Here is an 18,084-nt window from a genome sequence, read left to right on the forward strand (position 1 = left end):
TATTATTTCTAATGATTTTAGAAAAACTTACGAATACTTGTTGACAGTTTAATAGTATAGGTGTATATTAACTATAGTCGCTTGAACGACAACAATATTTCATGCGGGTGTAGTTTAATGGTAAAACCTCAGCCTTCCAAGCTGATGACGAGAGTTCGATTCTCTTCACCCGCTTCACATCTCTCTGCCGAGTGGCGGAGAGATTTTTTGTATGCGAAAATATATAGAGGAGGTGAACGGAATGGACCCGTACACATTAAAACAACAAATCATCGAGTACGCCGAAAACATTGGGATTGATGAGTTGAAAGTGACAACGGCTGATCCGTTCATCGTCATGAAACAGCGACTTATTCGGCAACAAGAGAAAGGGTTTGCCTCTGGGTTTGAAGAGCCCGACCTAGAGAAGCGTACGAACCCGGAACTCTTACTTGAAGAAGCCCAGTCAATCATTGCGATTGCCATTGCCTATCCAAGTAAGTTGAAGGACGCACCACGTAGTGTCGCTGGCGAGAGACGAGGACTATTTGCCCGAGCCTCATGGGGACTGGATTATCACCGCGCCGTCGGTAATCGATTAGAGAAGCTTCAATCGTACATTGAAGAATTGGTTCCAGGCGTCCGGACGCGCTCGATGGTCGACACCGGTGAGCTCGTCGACCGGGCCGTCGCTGAACGTGCCGGAATTGGCTTTAGCGGGAAAAATTGTTCGATCATCTCACCTGAAAAAGGATCCTATCTTTATTTAGGCGAAATGATTTTAGATGTTTACTTGCCGCCGGATGAAGCGATTGAAGATGGGTGTGGCGACTGTGATAAATGTATGACGGCCTGTCCGACGACGGCACTCGTTGAACCTGGTGTCCTCGATGCGAAGCGCTGTATCGCTTATCTCACGCAAATGAAGACGTTGATGCCACGAGAGTTTCGTTCAAAACTTGGTGGACGACTATATGGATGCGATACGTGTCAGCAAGTCTGTCCATATAATCGCAAAAAGGATTGGCGTCACCACGAAGAACTGTTGCCGGAAGCTGAGATTGTCAAACCGCTCTTAGAGCCACTTTTGACATTGAGCAATCGAGAGTTCAAACAAAAGTTTGGACACTTGTCGGGCGCATGGCGTGGGAAGAAACCGATTCAACGAAATGCGATTTTAGCACTCGCGCACTACCGTGAACCTTCAGCAATTCCGATCTTACGAGAATTCATCAAACAGGATGAACGAGAAGACATGCGCGCAACGGCTGTTTGGGCAATCGGTGCCATTCTTGGACCTGATGCCGATTCGATGTTCGAAGAGATCGAACGAAATGAAACGTCTGATATGGTTCATGAAGAGATTCGTATATATCGAGAGGAGTGGGCACATGAAGATCGTGTCGTCTAAATGGGGACCGTTAGCGTATGAATTAAACGCAGCAGGCAAACTGACGGCTCTTGAGTTCACAACACATGAACCGACAGAAGAAGCACCTGAGTGGTTGCGAGATCTCATGGTACGAGTAGAACAGAATGGATTCCATGAAGCAGATCGTGCCTACGTCGAAATGAACGGGACACCGTTTCAACAGGACGTCTGGGATGCGCTCTTGACCATCCCATATGGTGAGACGCGCACGTATAAACAAATTGCCGAACAAATCGGTCGACCGAAAGCCGTTCGCGCCGTCGGTCAGGCGCTCAATCGAAATCCGTTGCCGATTCTGTTTCCGTGTCATCGTGTCATTGGAAGCAGTGGAAAGCTTGTCGGTTTTGCGGGAGGGTTGTCCGAAAAACAACGCCTTCTAGAATTTGAAATGAAAAAGTGAGGGAAATCAATCATGGCGATTCATGTCGTAATGTTTCAACCAGAAATACCAGCAAATACAGGGAACGTCTCACGGACGTGTGCGGCGACGAACTCGGTCCTTCATTTGATCCGTCCGCTAGGGTTCTCGACGGATGATAAAATGTTGAAGCGTGCCGGTCTCGACTATTGGCAATTTGTCGATGTACGCTATCATGACTCGTTAGAAGAGCTATGGGAGAAACATCCGGACGGACAGTTCTTCTACATCACGAAGTACGGGGAACAGTACCCGAGTGATTTAGACGTTTCAGATGTGGACGGTGACTATTTCTTCGTCTTTGGTCGTGAAACGAAAGGATTGCCGATGGAAGTCATCGAGAACAACTTGGACCGCTGTATCCGCCTACCACAATCGAATCTCGTCCGTTCATTGAACGTATCTAATACGGCAGCCATCATTGTCTATGAAGCGCTTCGCCAACAAGGATATGCAGGATTGAAATAAAAAAAGAGCCGGATTCGTTAGAATCCCGGCTCTTATTCGTTACCCTCAGGTTTACGGTTATATCCAGCTGTCAAAATTGCTGAGAGGAAGACGACGCTGATTCCAACCATCAATAATAGGCCCATCCAAAAATCCCCCTTTTATTCTCCATAACTATAAATAGTATAATATACTTGGTAGGTGAATTGCACTGAATATAAGAAATTACTGTGAAATTGGAGAAGGAACATGAAAACGAATGTGTACTTATTAAGCTATGCCCCGCTCATCGGAATTATTTTGTTTTCCATGTCGCTAGCGATTGCGACATCTGAGTACGTAATCCAATGGCTGAATCAAATTGGTGTATATAGTGAAATTATCGAACTCTTATCTGTGCAAGAAACGAAAGTGCTTGTGCTCGTCGTATTCTTCACGGTTTTCTTTATGCTGTTTAGCGCTTTTAAATTGGTCGCCGATACGTTCAATCAACTCGGCTTCGCCTTTTTTGCGCGCGAAACGAACGGGACATCGCTTCATCGATTGAAACCCGGGGCCATCATTTTCCTAATCGGATCGGGGATCAGTTTTCTCTTTTTGAACACTTTACTCGCCGTCCTTGCCGTCCTCGTCGGTACGCTCTTGATGTATCTCTTTTACTACGTCTGGCAAGTGAGCCAATCGATGTCCGTCCCTCGTGCCATCGGCTTGTTGCTTATGCAGGCCGTCATGTGGGCGACGTTAATCAGCGGATTAGGTTGGTCAATCCTTCGCTTGTTTAACTCTGTCGGAGATATCATCTTATGATGTATGCTTTTGAACCGACGATTGACGTGTTAGAAGCCTGGTCTCATACATTTGTTCCGGAAGAGACCTTGTATTGGATTGATTCGTCATTTCTTGAAGGTTTACCGAGTTCTTGTCTCGTGATTCCGAGACAGGAATTCTTTCATCATCCGCTGTACCGACGGCCCGACATCACGAATCCGTATGTGACCTGGCAGATGGGGCAAGAGGTTACATATATTGTGCATGCGTTTTCTCCATTTTTACATGAATTACAAGACCAAGTTAGAAATCGTCTGTTGGAATACCAAGTGACGACCCATCGCGGTCTCATTTTACCAATCAGCGTTACACAGATGACGAATTGGTCAGATGACGCAATCGTGGAGAAGGATGGGGCACATTTCCTCGTCTTGCATCACGCGAATTGGAATGCGCTCACAATGAAGATGCGATATTCGATTCTACTCGACTATGCGAAGGAGTGGGACACATGGGAAGGGGAAACCTATGATGACTCGACCGCTTCGCATCTTAAGGGATATGTAAATCGGTTTCCGATCAAGGACGGAAGTAACTGTCTTGCGGCGACACTGTTTGCGATCACAGGAAATGAAGAGATGGTTCACCAGTGGATTCATCCAGAGACGTTTTTACAAACGTTAAAATTAAGTGGATATGACTCGGTAGAGGATCATCGTCCAACAGCAGGAGACGTCATGACGTTTTGGAATACACAGGGGCAACTGATCCATGCTTGTTACTGTGTGCGTGAGAATCTCTACTTCAATAAACATGGTCAAGTTCGTTTCAATCCTTGGAAACTCATCCAGTCAGAAGAACTTAAGACACATTGGGGCGCATATCGACTACAAATCGCGCGCAAGAAATAAGAAAGAGTCAGCCGATGAAGGCTGACTCTTCAGACTGTAGACAAAGTATAGGTCTTATGCCCAATCCGGACATGGCTCGCTTTCCTAGGGGCAAGCAGGGAGCCGCATCGCGACTGCGTCACTGCTGGGTCTCCCTTTGCTTGCTATTCCCTCAGGAGTCTCGCCTGCCCGTTCTTGGTCACCTTTTGTCCTCCGTCCCATATAATGGTGTGAGAAGAACACACAGGGGCGGATCTGATGATCAACAAGTCGACACCATCCATCCTTCACGGTCTGACGAACGGAATGGATGTTGAACGGCGGCTCGAGGCGGATGATCTCGGGATTGATGACGGGCGGGCTCGGCGTTTACCTTCCCTTTTCCCTGATACATCGATTCGAAGTAAGTATCGAGTATTTTCTTCGGCCGTCGTGGCCTTAGAAAAAAGACGAACGGCCGGCAGGTGACGACCGTTTGCGTTGCTCGCCCGACGGCGCCGCGACTCCTACAGGAAAGCGTGGGCGCCGGAAGGACGAGTTCGAACATGTTATTTGTCAACATTAAAAGAGTCAGCCGATGGAGGCTGACTCTTTTAATGTGCTTCCGTCCAGACAATCGCTGGATACGCACGGTTAGCGAGATCTGGGAAGGGACGTGGCGTGTCGGCACCTAGCCAGATGGCGGTGATGGTACGGTCGGTTAGTCCAACGTACCACATGTCTTTGTTGTCGTTCGTCGTGCCAGTCTTGCCTCCGAGATATTCATAATCCGCTTTCACTCGATTCGCATATCGTCCCGTTCCGTAAGTCGTGACGGTCGATAATGCCTTCTTCATTACGTTCACGGTATCCGATGACCAAATAGGTTCTTCCGTTAATTTTGGCGTCAATGTCGGCTCACCCGATTTAAAGGTGATTTGTTTAATCGTATGCCCAGACGTATAGACACCTTTGTTTAAGAATGGCGTGTAGGCGGCCGCTAGTTCTTTTGGGGAGACCCCTTGCGTAAGACCACCGAGGGCACTCGCTAAATTCTCATCTTTTTCATCCCATTGACTAAACATCATGTCTGCTGTTTTGTAGGCACGCTCTTGATCAATGGCTGAGAAGGCGGCGAGAGCAGGGGTGTTATACGAGTAAGCGACGGCATCTTTCAATAAGACATCACCTAACACGCGATCATGACTATTTCCTGGACAGTAGGACCCATAACAGGTCGGACGGCCATCGAGTACCGTTTCAAGCGTCGCACCCGTCTCTTCGATGAATGGTGCGAACACGAGGACAGGTTTGATGGCAGATCCCGGTTGACGATACGCTTGTGTCGCGCGGTTGAACTCCCCGACTTGAGTCATTTCCGAATCAACCATCGCCACAATCCGTCCTTGAGGTGTCAGTTCCGTATAGCCACCGTTTACACCAGGAGGTAGTTGACTCATCACACGTTTGGCTTGGTTTTGTTTCCCCGTCGACAAATAGGTCTCAATCGTCGCTTCGTGGGTGGATAAGTAATCTCTTGCTTCAGTGTCATCTAAATCATATCGTGAGCGAACCAATTGAATGGCCTCGCGGACAGCCGTATCCATATAATCCGGATATTGAATCGTTTGACTGCGAAACGAAGCTTGCAATTTCACGCCATGGTATTGGTCATAGGCGCTCTTTGAAAGAATTCTTGCGTCGTACAGTTGCGTCAAAATGCGGTCCTTCCGCTCGAAAAAAGCATCGGATGGATGAAGTGCGTCGTAAAGGGACGGGTTATTCGGTACCGTCAACAAGTAAGCGAGTTGATTCCAATTTAAATCGTCGAGTGATCTAGAAAAGTATGTATCGGCTGCGGATTGAATGCCATATACATTATGACCAAAAAATATAACGTTGCTATAGGCTGTCAAAATTTCTTTCTTGCTATAGTTTTCTTCGAGTGCTCGTGCGAGTAATAATTCTTTCACTTTTCGTTCATATGTCCGCTCATGGGTAAGGTACACGTTTCGTGCGAGCTGTTGTGTGATCGTACTTCCGCCTTGAACGGAGGTCTCGTTCGCATTATTGATAAATGCTCGGGCAATCCCGCTCAAATCATAACCGGGATGGGCATTAAATTTACGGTCTTCAATCGTCGTGATGGCATCCTGAACATGTTCGGGTAACGCCTTCGGAGATACATCATTTCGACGGCCAGCCAAGTAGATTTTCTGTTCTCCACCGTTGTATGCGAGTGTGACAGCATGTTTTGAAGAGAGCGGTTGGGCCGACACCAATTCTTGTCCCCAAGAGAGGATTTCGTCTGCCTGATCGATTTCTTCTTTCAATGCTGTCGCAAGCGACAAGGAGGCGGCCAAAAGTCCTGCAAAAAATAGGGTTCCAATCCAAGCTCTCATCTTTTTCACCTCTCTCTATACATTATATCGTCCGATTTACAAAAAAATAAAAATGTAAACGTTATCATATAATAATTCGAGAAGGAATACTTTAGGAAATAGCGAAAAAGGGTAAAAGAGGTTGTATATTACGATTTTGAGGAGGCTTTTTATTTATGAAGCAAGAAATGGTTGCGATGCTCCTTGCAGGAGGAGAAGGAAAACGATTGGGGCCTCTCACGCGAAAAACGGCGAAACCTGCCGTTCATTTCGGGGGGAAGTACCGCATTATCGATTTCCCATTATCAAACTGCACGAACTCGGGAATTACAACAGTCGGGGTGTTGACGCAATATGAGCCACTTGAATTGAATCGTTATTTAGGAATCGGGACGGCATGGGATTTAGATCGGCGTAACGGGGGATTAGCGATACTCCCACCTTATCAAGCACAGTCGGGGAAAAACTGGTACGAGGGGACGGCCAATGCAATCTATCGTAACTTGAGCTATATCGACGATTACGATCCGGATTACGTCTTAATTTTATCGGGAGACCACATTTACAAAATGGACTACGAGAAGATGCTCGAAGCCCATAAAGAGAAACAGGCCGACGTGACCATTTCGGTCATGGAAGTACCTTGGGATGAAGCGTCACGTTTCGGAATTTTAAACACAGCGGATGACCTTCGCATCAACGAGTTTGAAGAGAAGCCTGAAGAGCCGAAGAGCAACTTGGCCTCGATGGGGATCTACATCTTCAACTGGAGTGTCTTACGCGAACATTTAATCAAAGATGCTGAAGATGAAACATCGAGCTTTGACTTCGGGAAAAATATCATTCCAAATACACTTCTTCAAGGTCTTGACGTCTTCGCCTATAAATTTAAAGGCTACTGGAAAGACGTCGGAACCATTCAATCGCTCTGGGAAGCGAATATGGATCTCTTGGAAGAAGAGCCGCCGTTCGATTTGTATGACCCGGAATGGAAAATCTATTCGGTCAACCCAAATCAGACGCCTCAGTATATCGGGAAAGATGCCTGTGTCGAGCAGTCTGTGATCAACGAAGGGTGTCATATCGAAGGGGAAGTCCAACATTCGGTCCTATTCTATGACGTACGTGTTGGAGAAGGATCGCTCGTCAAAGACTCGGTCATCATGCCGGGAGCCAGAATCGGGAAGGATGTAACAATTCACAGAGCCATTGTCGCAAGCTGTGCAGTCATCGAAGACGGCGCGACAATCGGTGAGCCGGGTGGTGAAATCGTTGTTATTGAACCACACGAAAACATTGAAAGCGGCACCGTCTTCAAACAACGAGTTTGACACGAGTAAAGAGACACGCAAGGAGGCGTTACTGTTGACGAACGATTTATTAGGGGTCATTAACTTAGGCACGGAACAAGGACTATTCCCAGAATTCACAGGACATCGCAATTTGGCGTCAGTTCCATTCTCGGGACGATATCGTCTGATTGACTTTACATTGACGAATATGATTACACAAAACATCAGTCAAGTCGGGATCTTTACGTTAGACAAGTATCGTTCTTTGATGGACCACCTCGGCTCGGGGAAAGAATGGGACTTAGACCGCTCGCAAGGTGGACTTCACATCTTCCCACCAGCACTGAAGCCTGACGGAGAAGCGTATCTTGGCGACTTGGCCAACTTCTCGATGCACCGTGAACACTTTATCCGCAGCAAGCAGCCGTATGTGGTCATCACAGGTTCGAACGTACTGACGACCGTCGATTATAACGATATGCTTGAACATCATAAATCGATGGGCGCGGACATCACGCTTGCCTATACGACACATGAACAGAAATGTGGCTACTGCCGTCCGATTCGTCTTGGTGAGAACGATCGCGTTGTCGGAATCTCCGAGCGAGGATTCTCACCGGATGATGAATACACGTATACAGAAACGATCATCATGTCGAAAAATCTCTTTATGCGTCTCGTCGATGAAGCGACTTCGAAAGGTGAGTATGATTTATTAGACGGCGTCATTCGTCCGCAACTCCATCGTCTTCACGTCCATGGCTATCACTATGTCGGGAAAATGCAGGTCATCCATTCAGTACTTTCTTATTATAACGAGAGTATGCGATTACTCCGTGGCGAAGGCATCATCTATGACTTCCCACATATCTATACGAAAATCAAACATGAGCCACCGACTCGTTACTTGAAAGGTTCAAAAGTAAACGAAGCGCTCGTGGCGAACGGGTGTAAGATTCATGGTGAAGTTCAAAATAGTATTCTCTTCCGTGGTGTTCAAGTCAGTAAACATGCACGTGTGAAAAACTCGATCATTTCGTCGAAGTCAATCATTGAAGAAGGGGCTGTCGTCGAGAATGCGATTTTGGATAAAGAAGTTGTGGTAAAACGAGGACAAGTCATTCGAGGCACGATCGACGAACCGATTGTCATCGCGAAACGAACAGTAGTGTGAGGAGGATTTTATGAAAATTTGGTATGTTGCTTCAGAAGCGGCACCGTTTATGAAAACGGGGGGGCTAGCCGACGTTGTCGGTTCGCTCCCCCAAGCGGTGGCGAACCTAGGAGAAGAAGTCAGTGTCGTCATGCCGAAATACGGCTCGATTGCTAAAGAGTACGTGGACGAGATGGAATATTTATTCGACCTCATTGTTCCAGTCGGTTGGCGTAAGCAATTCGGAGCGGTTCTTAAATTAGAACGTGATGGCATTACGTATTATTTCATCGATAACGAATATTACTTTAAACGTGACGGGGTCTTATACGGACACTTTGATGATGCCGAACGTTTCGCTTTCTTCTCACGTGCCGTACTCGAGATGATTGGAAAAATGGAAGAAGTGCCTGATGTCCTTCATTGCCATGATTGGCAGACAGGGATTCTACCAGCCTTCTTACGAATTCATTATCAACATATTGAAGCGTATCAACGCATTCGTACGGTGTACACAATCCATAACCTACAATACCAAGGAATCTTCCCAGAAGAGATTCTTGGGGAACTGTTACAGTTCGGTCCTGAACATTTCACGGCTGAAGGAATTCAACATAACGGTCTCGTCAATTATATGAAAGCTGGAATCGTGCACTCGGATCAAATCACGACCGTCAGTCCATCGTATCGAGATGAAATCATGGAGCCATACTACGGTGAAGGGTTAGACGGTGCCTTACGTCATCGCGCTGTCGATGTGCGTGGGATTTTAAACGGAATCGACTTGGCGACCAACGATCCAAGTACAGATACACGGATTGAAAAGACATACAATCTCGACTCGTACAAAGAAGGAAAAGGTGTCAACAAACGAGCGTTACAAGAGCGACTTGGGCTAGAAGTGCGCGACGATATCATGCTCATCGGTTTTGTCAGCCGACTCGTTGACCAAAAAGGCCTCGATCTCATCAACGGTGTCCGTGAAGAACTTGGACAGCTTCCTTGTCAGTTCGTCTTTCTCGGTTCGGGACAACCGGAATATGAAGGGATTGTTCACGAGATGACGGCAGCTCACCCCGGGAAAGTCGGGTCATATATTGGTTTTGACATCGAACTTGCGCACTTGATCTATGCCGGATCGGATGCTTTTTTAATGCCGTCACGTTTTGAGCCTTGTGGACTCAGTCAGTTGATTTCTATGCGATATGGAACGTTACCAATCGTACGTGAGACGGGTGGACTACGGGATACGGTGAAACCTTATAATGAGTTCACGCAAGAAGGAACCGGGTTCGGCTTTGCAAACTATAATGCTCACGAGATGTTGGCGACGATTGAAAAAGCCATTCGTGTCTATTATGAAAAAGAAAATTGGCATGCCCTCGTCCATCAGGCGATGACCGCGGACTATAGCTGGAAACAATCTGCCAAGCAATATCGTGAGTTATATCATTTATTCGCATGAGTGGAAGGAGCTAACTTGATTTATGTTCACAGATAAACAGAGCTTTGTCGACGCGTTTAAAGAACGGTTCATCGCATTAAATGGGAAATCGATCGAAGATGGGACAGAGCAGGAAGTGTATCAAACCTTGGCGACAATGGTACGTGAGCAGGCTATGCCGAAATGGATCCATACCCGCGAACGTCAAGAAGAAAAACATAGTAAGCAAGTCATTTATTTCTCTCTTGAATTTTTATTAGGACGTTTTTTATACAATAACCTCCTCAGTCTAGATGTACTAGAGCTCGTTAAAGAAGGGCTTGAAGACCTCGGATACGACTTCACCGAGATCACCGAGTGGGAACCAGAACCGGGTCTTGGGAACGGGGGACTCGGACGATTGGCAGCTTGTTTCCTGGATTCCTTAGCCGCACTCAGTTTACCTGGGCACGGGAACGGGATCCGCTACCGCTATGGACTCTTCAAACAGAAAATCGTTGACGGATATCAAGTCGAGTTGCCGGATAACTGGCTCCGTGACGGCAATATGTGGGAGACGAGACGTCAGGATAAGGCGGTCGAGATCAATTTCGGTGGCTGGATTGAGATGAAGCAAATCGGAGACCGGTTGCGCGTCGTTCATCACCCGGATGAGGTTGTTCTTGCCGTTCCATATGATATGCCGATTATCGGATATCAAAATGATGTCGTGAATACGTTACGTCTTTGGAACGCAGAATCGCCGCTTGACGATGAGGCGTATTTAGAGAAAACGAAAGGGACGTATAAAGACCTGTTGAAGCACAAACAGTCGATTGCGACCATTTCAGAATTTCTCTATCCGGATGATACGACCTATGAAGGAAAAGTATTACGTTTGAAGCAACAATACTTCTTTGTATCGGCAGGCATTCAATCGATGCTCGCTTCCTATGTGAAACGGAATAAGCCACTCAAGCAATTAGGTGATCATTATGCGATTCACATCAACGACACGCATCCGGTCGTCGCGATTCCTGAATTGATGCGCATCTTGATGGACGAGCATGGATATGGGTGGGACGAAGCATGGCGCATCACGAAGAGTGTCATGTCGTTCACGAACCATACGTTACTCGCAGAAGCATTAGAGAAATGGCCGGTCGAGATGTACCAGCGCCTCTTGCCGCGCGTGTATCAAATCATCGAAGAAATCAACCGACGTTTCTGTCGAGACGTACTCGTCAACTATCCACACCTCGAATCCCATATGGGTGAGATCGCCATCGTATCCAATGAACAGATCAATATGGCCAACTTAGCCGTTGTCGGTTCTCACTCAACGAACGGCGTGGCGCAGATTCATACGGACATATTAAAACAGCGCGAGATGCGTTACTTATATGAGATGTTCCCGCTTCGCTTCAATAACAAGACGAACGGGATCACACACCGCCGCTGGCTTTTAAAATCAAATCCGCGTTTATCCGACGCCATCACGGAAGCGATCGGCCCGTCATGGATCGAACATCCGAATGATTTGGAGAAGTTGATGGATGTCTCGAAGGACCAAAGTTTCCAAGAAAAAGTCATGAATGTGAAGCAACAGAATAAATTTGATTTAGCAGCATACATTCAAGAGGAAACGGGAGAGAAAGTGGACCCGCACTCGATCTTTGACGTGCAAGTCAAACGCCTACACGCATACAAACGACAACTGCTGAACGCTCTTCATATCCATGCGCTTTACTTGAAGATTCAGGCGGACCCGACGTTCACAATGGTACCTCGTACGTTTATCTTCGGCGCCAAGGCTGCGCCAGGTTACTACTATGCGAAAGAAATCATTCGCTATATCAATGCGCTTGCCACGCTCATCAACAAAGACAAACGGGCGAGCCAATTCATCAAAGTCATCTTCCTTGAAAACTATCGTGTCTCCATGGCCGAACGAATTTTCCCAGGGTCTGACTTGAGTGAACAAATCTCGACTGCGAGTTATGAGGCATCGGGAACCGGAAACATGAAGTTCATGATGAACGGTGCCTTGACGATTGGGACGTTAGACGGAGCCAATATTGAGATTCGTGATGCCGTCGGTGATGATCACATCTTTATCTTCGGATTATCCCCGCAAGAAGTCATGAACTATAAGAAATTTGGCGGATATCATGCGGCTGAGATGTATCACGCACATCAAGAAATCAGAGATGTCGTCGATGGTCTCGTCAATGGAACATTCGATAAAGTGGGCGAGTATCAATTCCAATCCATCTTTGACTCACTCCTCGTCTACAACGATGATTTCCTTGTCTTGAAAGACTTCGTCTCCTATATGCGGGCGCAGCGACGTGTCGATGAGGTGTTCAGTGATCCGTCGCGTTGGGCAGAGAGTTCCATCGTCAATACGGCAAAATCGGGGATTTTCTCGAGTGACCGTACCATTACGGAATACGCCAACGCAGTCTGGAATATCAAACCGACGAGCGTGAAATAAAAAACGATCCACCCATTATGGGTGGACCTCGTTTTCTGGATAGCTGATCCAATCAGAATAGGACCCCGGATAGAGCCGGACATCATCTTTTCCGAGCGCATGGAGTGCCAAAATATTGACACAGGCGGTTACACCGCTACCACAATAGAAGATTGGGTTTTCGACAGGGAGAACATCTTGATACAGTTCCTTCAAGTCGTGAAAATCTTCTAATGTTCCGAGTTCGGTGATGGCCTCTGCATAGGAACAAAGTAACGCATTGGGGATGTGACCTGCTTTTTGGTCAATCGGTTCGTGTGTGCCGTTGAAGCGATCTTCGGTTCGCGAATCATAAAGCGCACCAGTGGTCGCGGCTTTAACTTCCTCCAGGGTCGCAATCATGTGGTCTTGAAAGTCCGGCGTATAGTCGCTTGCCGGATAATGGGGAACATCTATCGAGGTATCTCCGCAATAGGTGATACCTGATTGAATGCCACCTTCTAGGACGACGACGCGCTCGTGGCCGGCCCATTTAAAGAGCCACCATGCGCGGGCTGCAAACGGGAAGCCATCATCATAAATGATGACGAGGTCTTCTTTTTTCAAGCCGATGCGACGAAGTGTCGCCGTCCATGCTTCTTTCGAGGGAAGCGGATGGCGTCCGCCATGTTCGCCGACCGGACCGGACAAGTCTTCCATCAAATCGAGAAAGACCGCGTTCGGAAGATGTCCCTTTCGGTAGACATATTTACCATAGGACGCGTCGTTTAGCGAATATCGGCAATCGATGAAACGAATCGAGTTCGTATGCACGATTTGTTTTAATTCTTGGGCACGCATTGTTGGAAACATTCATATCACCTCGAGGTTTCGTTACTCTCATCGTATACAAGATGGAAGCAATTGGCGAGTACTTCGATTGAATTTTTTAAGTGTGAAAGGGGAACTGGTCATGACATGGCAACAAACATATGAACGTTGGAATCAATTTGATGGGCTCGAACCGCATTTGCGTGCGGAACTCGAGGAACTTTCTCAAAACGAGACGACGTTAGAAGATGCGTTTTATAAGACATTGGAGTTCGGGACAGGCGGCATGCGTGGAGAAATCGGACCGGGTGCGAACCGAATGAACATTTATACGATTCGAAAAGCATCCCAAGGGTTTGCGGACTTTATCTCTGCTTCGGGGGAAGAGGCGAAACGTCACGGCGTTGTCATCGCCCATGACTCTCGTCATTTTTCACCTGAATTTGCGTTAGAGGCGGCACGGACGCTTGCCTCGAATGGCATCAAGACATACTTATTCCCAAGTCTACGTGCGACACCTGAATTGTCGTTTGCCGTGCGTCATTTGAATGCGTTCGGTGGAATCGTGATCACAGCGAGCCACAACCCACCGGAATATAACGGGTTCAAGGTCTACGGGGCAGACGGTGGACAGCTTCCGCCAGCAGAAGCGGATGAACTCGTCAGTTACGTCAATGCGATTGAAGACGAGTTGAAAATTGAGATTGAAGTTGAAGCGGCGCTTCGACAAACGGGACTACTCGTCACAGTCGACCCATCAGTCGACGAAGCCTATATGGAGGCGCTCCAGTCCATTCGGATTCATCGTGACGTTCAGGACAGCCCGCTTAAAATTGTCTATTCTCCGCTCCATGGGACAGGACGTCGTCCGGTCATGGAAGGATTAAAGGCGTATGGATTTGAGCACGTGACGATTGTAGACGAACAGGCAGAGCCAGACGGTGCCTTCCCGACTGTCAGCTATCCGAACCCAGAAGAAAAAGCGGCGTTTAAACTGGCGATGGAATATGGGGACCGCGTCGGGGCTGATTTACTCATGGCAACGGACCCGGATGCGGACCGTGTCGGCTTGACGGTGCGCGGACGTGACGGAGAATGGTTCGTCTTGACCGGCAACCAGACAGGTGCACTCTTAATGGAATACATCTTGTCACAAAAGAGCGAGACGGGGACCCTCCCATCAAACGGATTCGTTGCTAAAACAATTGTGACGTCTGAACTCGGTGCAGCGATTGCGAAGTCGTACGGCGTACATGTTGAAAATACGTTGACGGGATTCAAGTTCATCGGTGAGAAGATTAAACAATATGAAGAGTCCGGGGAATATGAATTCTTATTCGGATATGAAGAAAGTTATGGCTACTTGATTGGAGACTTCTGTCGTGACAAGGATGCTGTTCAGGCTTGCTTACTCGCAGCGGAGATGGCGGCATACCATAAACAGCATGGTCGGACGCTCTATGATGCGTTGCAGGCGATCTATGAGAAGTATGGATTCTATGAGGAATCTCTCCAGTCGATGACATTGAAAGGGAAAGCCGGACTCGAACAAATCGGACGAATGATGGAGGCGTTCCGCGCCAATCCACCAAAAGAAGTCGGTGGATACGAAGTCGTTCGTTTCGAAGACTATAAGAAGCAAGTGACGACCGACCTACAGACCGGCACGTCTGAAGCCATCGCGTTGCCGCCATCGAACGTCTTGAAGTTCGTCTTTGCGGACGGTTCGTGGTTCTGCCTTCGTCCATCTGGCACAGAGCCGAAAATCAAGTTTTACTTCAGCGTACATGCCGATCGTGCCGAGAAGACGACCGCAAAACGTGAAGCGATTGAAGCAGATGTCATGAAGCAAGCGGAAGCGATTGATTGACGAGGAACATCACTCTAGAAATAGGGTGATGTTTTTTGTTTGACATGAAGACATCTCGCCAGTATGATGAGGATATTGTTTAAAACCGTGTAATCATATAAGGATTATAGGAAAGGCGGAGTTATTATGAAAAAGACATTAACAAGCGTACTCGCAATCGGAGCATCTGTCGGGCTTCTCGCGGCTTGCGGTAACGAAACAGACAGTGGAGCGGACGAAGCGGTCATCACGGTCGGGACAGAGGCGACATACCCACCATTCACTTACAAAGAAAAAGGTGAATTGATGGGATATGACATCGACGTCTTGAACGAAGCGGCAGAACGTGCGGGTTATAAAGTAGAGTATGAAGCGATGGACTTTAAAGGACTCGTTCCGGCACTCGACGCAGAACGCATTGACATGATTGCCAACCAAATGAGCATCACACCTGAGCGTGAAGAAAAATATGCATTCTCTGACCCATATGCGGTATCAGGTGCACAAGTCATCGTTGCATCAGATAACAATGATATTCAAGGAATCGATGACCTCGACGGTAAATTAGTCGGTTCGACACAAGGTTCTGCTTACGCACAAATGGCTGAAGAAGCCGGAGCTGAAGTGAAATTCTACAAAGGGGCGAACCAAGTTTTACAAGACCTCGAAGTGGGTCGTTTGGACGCAGCCCTCAACGACCGTCTCTTCATCTTGACGGAACTTGAAAAAACAGGATATGACGTCAAAGCGGTCGGTGATATCTTCAACACGAGTGAAGCTGGATTCATGACACGTCAAGATAGCGACGTGCTAGACAAGTTGAACGATGCGCTTGCAGAGATGAAAGAAGACGGCACGATGAAAGAAATCGGTGAGAAATACTTTGGTGAGGATATCAGTCAATGAATGAACTGATCACGACCGTCATAGATAACCGTTCGGTCTATCTTGAAGCCATCCAGCTCACGTTGATCGCCAGTGTCCTGTCGATTCTTCTCGCCTTGGCGCTTGGTCTGATCATCGCTTTACTTCATAGCAGTCCAATCAAAATCGTACGGTTGTTCACACGGACGTATATTTCTTTCTTCCGTGGAACACCGCTCTTACTTCAATTGTTGATCTTGTATGTCGGTCTCACCGGAGTCGTGCAACTCAGCGGGATGCAGGCGCTCATCTTCGGATTAGGTTTCCACTTTGCGGCCTATATCTCGGAGGCGTTCCGAGCAGCCATCAACTCGGTGGACAAAGGACAAGTGGAGGCAAGTGTCGCGCTCGGTATTCCGAAAATGAAGCGTTTCAAAGATATCATTTTCCCGCAGGCGCTCTCTCGTGCCATTCCGCCTGTCTCGAACTCGGTCATCGACATCATCAAGTCGACGTCACTCGGTACGGTCATTGCGGTACAAGAATTGACGTATGTGTCTGACCAAATTGCGGCAACGACGTATTTGGTCATGCCACTACTCTTGTTCTCAGCTTCGATTTACTGGATTTTATCGACTTTGATTCAAGCCGGTCAACATAAGCTCGAACAGCGCTATGCGATTCGATAAGAAAAAGACTCGATTCAGACGAATCGAGTCTTTTTGTATGCCTTAACGGATCACTGCTTCTGTTTCTCCGTCGAAGAAGTGTGCTTTTGTCATATCGAGTGCGAGTTCGACATCGTCACCCATGTGGATGTTTGAGCGACCATCGACACGTGCTGTGAACTGTTGTCCACCAAGCTCTGCGTAGAGGTATGACTCTGATCCCATGAGCTCAGCGACGTCGATGTGCGCTTTGAACGTGTGTGTCGTTGGTGAGTCGATGTAGATCGGCTCATCATGGATCGACTCTGGACGAATTCCGAGAACGAGCTCTTTTCCGACATAACCACGATCACGAAGTGTTTTCATTTTTCCTTCTGGTACGTTGACTTCTTCACCGTTCGTGATGAATTTGCCTTCTGCAAGTGTCCCGCGGAAGAAGTTCATCGACGGTGAACCGATGAAGCCAGCGACGAAGATGTTGTCTGGATGGTCATATACTTCTTTCGGCGAACCGACTTGTTGGATGATTCCGTCTTTCAAGATGACGATCCGTGTAGCGAGTGTCATCGCTTCCGTTTGGTCATGGGTAACGTAAATCGTTGTTGTATCCAAGCGGTTGTGCAATTGAATGATCTCTTTACGCATTTGAACGCGGAGTTTCGCATCCAAGTTTGAGAGTGGCTCATCCATCAAGAAGACTTTTGCGTCACGGACGATCGCGCGGCCGATGGCAACACGCTGACGTTGTCCACCTGAGAGCGCTTTTGGTTTCCGCTCAAGGTATTCTTCCAATCCGAGAATGCGAGCAGCGTCTTTTACGCGACGGTCAATCTCGTCTTTCGGGAACTTACGGAGCTTTAACCCGAATGCCATGTTGTCAAAGACACTCATGTGCGGGTAGAGCGCATAGTTTTGGAAGACCATGGCGATATCACGATCTTTAGGCGCGACATCGTTCATTCGTTTCCCGTCAATGATAAAGTCACCGTTCGAAATCTCTTCAAGACCTGCGATCATACGAAGTGTTGTCGATTTACCGCAACCAGACGGTCCGACGAAGACGATGAACTCACGATCTTTAATGTGTAAGTTGAAATCGCTGACGGCTTTTACGCCACCATCGTAAATTTTATCAATATGCTCTAAACGAATTTCTGCCATGTCGTTTGCCTCCTAAAGAATCTGTTTGTATATAATAGCGCTTACAAGAACGATTATATGATGAAACCGCTTGCATTGAATATGGACAAATTGC

At 47.5% G+C, this 18,084-nt stretch carries 16 protein-coding genes and 1 tRNA gene; 14 read left to right on the top strand and 3 right to left on the bottom strand.

Features of this window, described 5'->3' with window-relative positions:
• Positions 1-103: 103 nt before the first annotated feature.
• The 7 genes from KNO66_RS00120 to KNO66_RS00150 all read left to right on the top strand — a co-directional run bounded on the left by KNO66_RS00120 (position 104) and on the right by KNO66_RS00150 (position 4,402).
• Positions 104-174, top strand: a tRNA-Gly gene (locus KNO66_RS00120).
• 67 nt (positions 175-241) lie between these two features.
• Positions 242-1,390 carry a tRNA epoxyqueuosine(34) reductase QueG gene (queG, locus tag KNO66_RS00125; protein ID WP_214739291.1) on the top strand — a complete coding sequence of 383 codons (1,149 nt, stop codon included), beginning with the start codon at positions 242-244 and terminating at the stop codon, positions 1,388-1,390.
• Positions 1,371-1,811, top strand: a complete 441-nt coding sequence (locus KNO66_RS00130) for a methylated-DNA--[protein]-cysteine S-methyltransferase (protein ID WP_214739293.1) — start codon at positions 1,371-1,373, stop codon at positions 1,809-1,811. Before queG ends, KNO66_RS00130 begins: the two co-directional genes overlap by 20 nt.
• A gap of 12 nt (positions 1,812-1,823) precedes the next feature.
• On the top strand, positions 1,824-2,297 hold the full coding sequence (trmL, locus tag KNO66_RS00135) for a tRNA (uridine(34)/cytosine(34)/5-carboxymethylaminomethyluridine(34)-2'-O)-methyltransferase TrmL (protein ID WP_015880908.1): 474 nt from the start codon (positions 1,824-1,826) through the stop codon (positions 2,295-2,297).
• Positions 2,298-2,525: 228 nt separating this feature from the next.
• On the top strand, positions 2,526-3,083 hold the full coding sequence (locus KNO66_RS00140) for a DUF5366 family protein (RefSeq protein ID WP_214739295.1): 558 nt from the start codon (positions 2,526-2,528) through the stop codon (positions 3,081-3,083).
• Positions 3,080-3,955, top strand: coding sequence for a hypothetical protein (locus KNO66_RS00145; protein WP_214739297.1), 876 nt, complete (start codon positions 3,080-3,082; stop codon positions 3,953-3,955). The genes KNO66_RS00140 and KNO66_RS00145 overlap by 4 nt, the downstream gene beginning before the upstream one ends.
• 237 nt (positions 3,956-4,192) lie before the next feature.
• Positions 4,193-4,402, top strand: coding sequence for a hypothetical protein (locus KNO66_RS00150; RefSeq protein WP_251128033.1), 210 nt, complete (start codon positions 4,193-4,195; stop codon positions 4,400-4,402).
• Positions 4,403-4,527: 125 nt separating this feature from the next.
• Here KNO66_RS00150 and KNO66_RS00155 read toward each other — a convergent pair whose 3' ends face one another.
• Positions 4,528-6,315 (bottom strand): transglycosylase domain-containing protein, encoded by a 1,788-nt coding sequence (locus KNO66_RS00155; RefSeq protein ID WP_214739299.1) that lies wholly within the window; start codon positions 6,313-6,315, stop codon positions 4,528-4,530.
• A gap of 155 nt (positions 6,316-6,470) precedes the next feature.
• Here KNO66_RS00155 and KNO66_RS00160 point away from each other — a divergent pair, with 155 nt between their 5' ends.
• The 4 genes from KNO66_RS00160 to KNO66_RS00175 are packed head-to-tail and all read left to right on the top strand — an operon-like array spanning position 6,471 to position 12,659.
• Positions 6,471-7,625: a glucose-1-phosphate adenylyltransferase gene (locus KNO66_RS00160; protein ID WP_214739301.1), complete on the top strand. Its 1,155-nt coding sequence runs from the start codon at positions 6,471-6,473 to the stop codon at positions 7,623-7,625.
• Complete coding sequence (gene glgD, locus KNO66_RS00165) at positions 7,558-8,760, top strand: glucose-1-phosphate adenylyltransferase subunit GlgD (protein ID WP_353048525.1); 1,203 nt, start codon at positions 7,558-7,560, stop codon at positions 8,758-8,760. The genes KNO66_RS00160 and glgD overlap by 68 nt, the downstream gene beginning before the upstream one ends.
• 10 nt (positions 8,761-8,770) lie before the next feature.
• The gene (glgA, locus tag KNO66_RS00170) at positions 8,771-10,204 is read left to right on the top strand and encodes a glycogen synthase GlgA (protein ID WP_214739304.1); all 1,434 of its coding nucleotides are present in this window, start codon (positions 8,771-8,773) and stop codon (positions 10,202-10,204) included.
• A 22-nt stretch (positions 10,205-10,226) separates the two neighbouring features.
• On the top strand, positions 10,227-12,659 hold the full coding sequence (locus KNO66_RS00175) for a glycogen/starch/alpha-glucan phosphorylase (RefSeq protein WP_214739306.1): 2,433 nt from the start codon (positions 10,227-10,229) through the stop codon (positions 12,657-12,659).
• A gap of 15 nt (positions 12,660-12,674) precedes the next feature.
• Here the strand turns inward: KNO66_RS00175 and KNO66_RS00180 are convergent, their stop codons facing one another.
• Positions 12,675-13,490 carry a sulfurtransferase gene (locus tag KNO66_RS00180; protein WP_214739307.1) on the bottom strand — a complete coding sequence of 272 codons (816 nt, stop codon included), beginning with the start codon at positions 13,488-13,490 and terminating at the stop codon, positions 12,675-12,677.
• 100 nt (positions 13,491-13,590) lie between these two features.
• On the opposite strand from KNO66_RS00180, the gene KNO66_RS00185 reads away from it, so the two are divergent.
• The 3 genes from KNO66_RS00185 to KNO66_RS00195 all read left to right on the top strand — a co-directional run bounded on the left by KNO66_RS00185 (position 13,591) and on the right by KNO66_RS00195 (position 16,850).
• A complete protein-coding gene (locus KNO66_RS00185; RefSeq protein WP_214739309.1) occupies positions 13,591-15,318 on the top strand; it encodes a phospho-sugar mutase in 1,728 nt (575 codons plus the stop codon).
• A 126-nt stretch (positions 15,319-15,444) separates the two neighbouring features.
• Positions 15,445-16,203, top strand: a complete 759-nt coding sequence (locus KNO66_RS00190; RefSeq protein ID WP_214739311.1) for a transporter substrate-binding domain-containing protein — start codon at positions 15,445-15,447, stop codon at positions 16,201-16,203.
• Positions 16,200-16,850: an amino acid ABC transporter permease gene (locus KNO66_RS00195; RefSeq protein WP_214739313.1), complete on the top strand. Its 651-nt coding sequence runs from the start codon at positions 16,200-16,202 to the stop codon at positions 16,848-16,850. The genes KNO66_RS00190 and KNO66_RS00195 overlap by 4 nt, the downstream gene beginning before the upstream one ends.
• Positions 16,851-16,892: 42 nt before the next feature.
• Here the strand turns inward: KNO66_RS00195 and KNO66_RS00200 are convergent, their stop codons facing one another.
• Positions 16,893-17,990 (bottom strand): ABC transporter ATP-binding protein, encoded by a 1,098-nt coding sequence (locus KNO66_RS00200; protein WP_214739315.1) that lies wholly within the window; start codon positions 17,988-17,990, stop codon positions 16,893-16,895.
• Positions 17,991-18,084: the final 94 nt, after the last annotated feature.

It is taken from the genome of Exiguobacterium sp. s48 (assembly GCF_018617395.1).
In the GTDB taxonomy this organism is placed as follows: Bacteria; Bacillota; Bacilli; order Exiguobacteriales; family Exiguobacteriaceae; genus Exiguobacterium.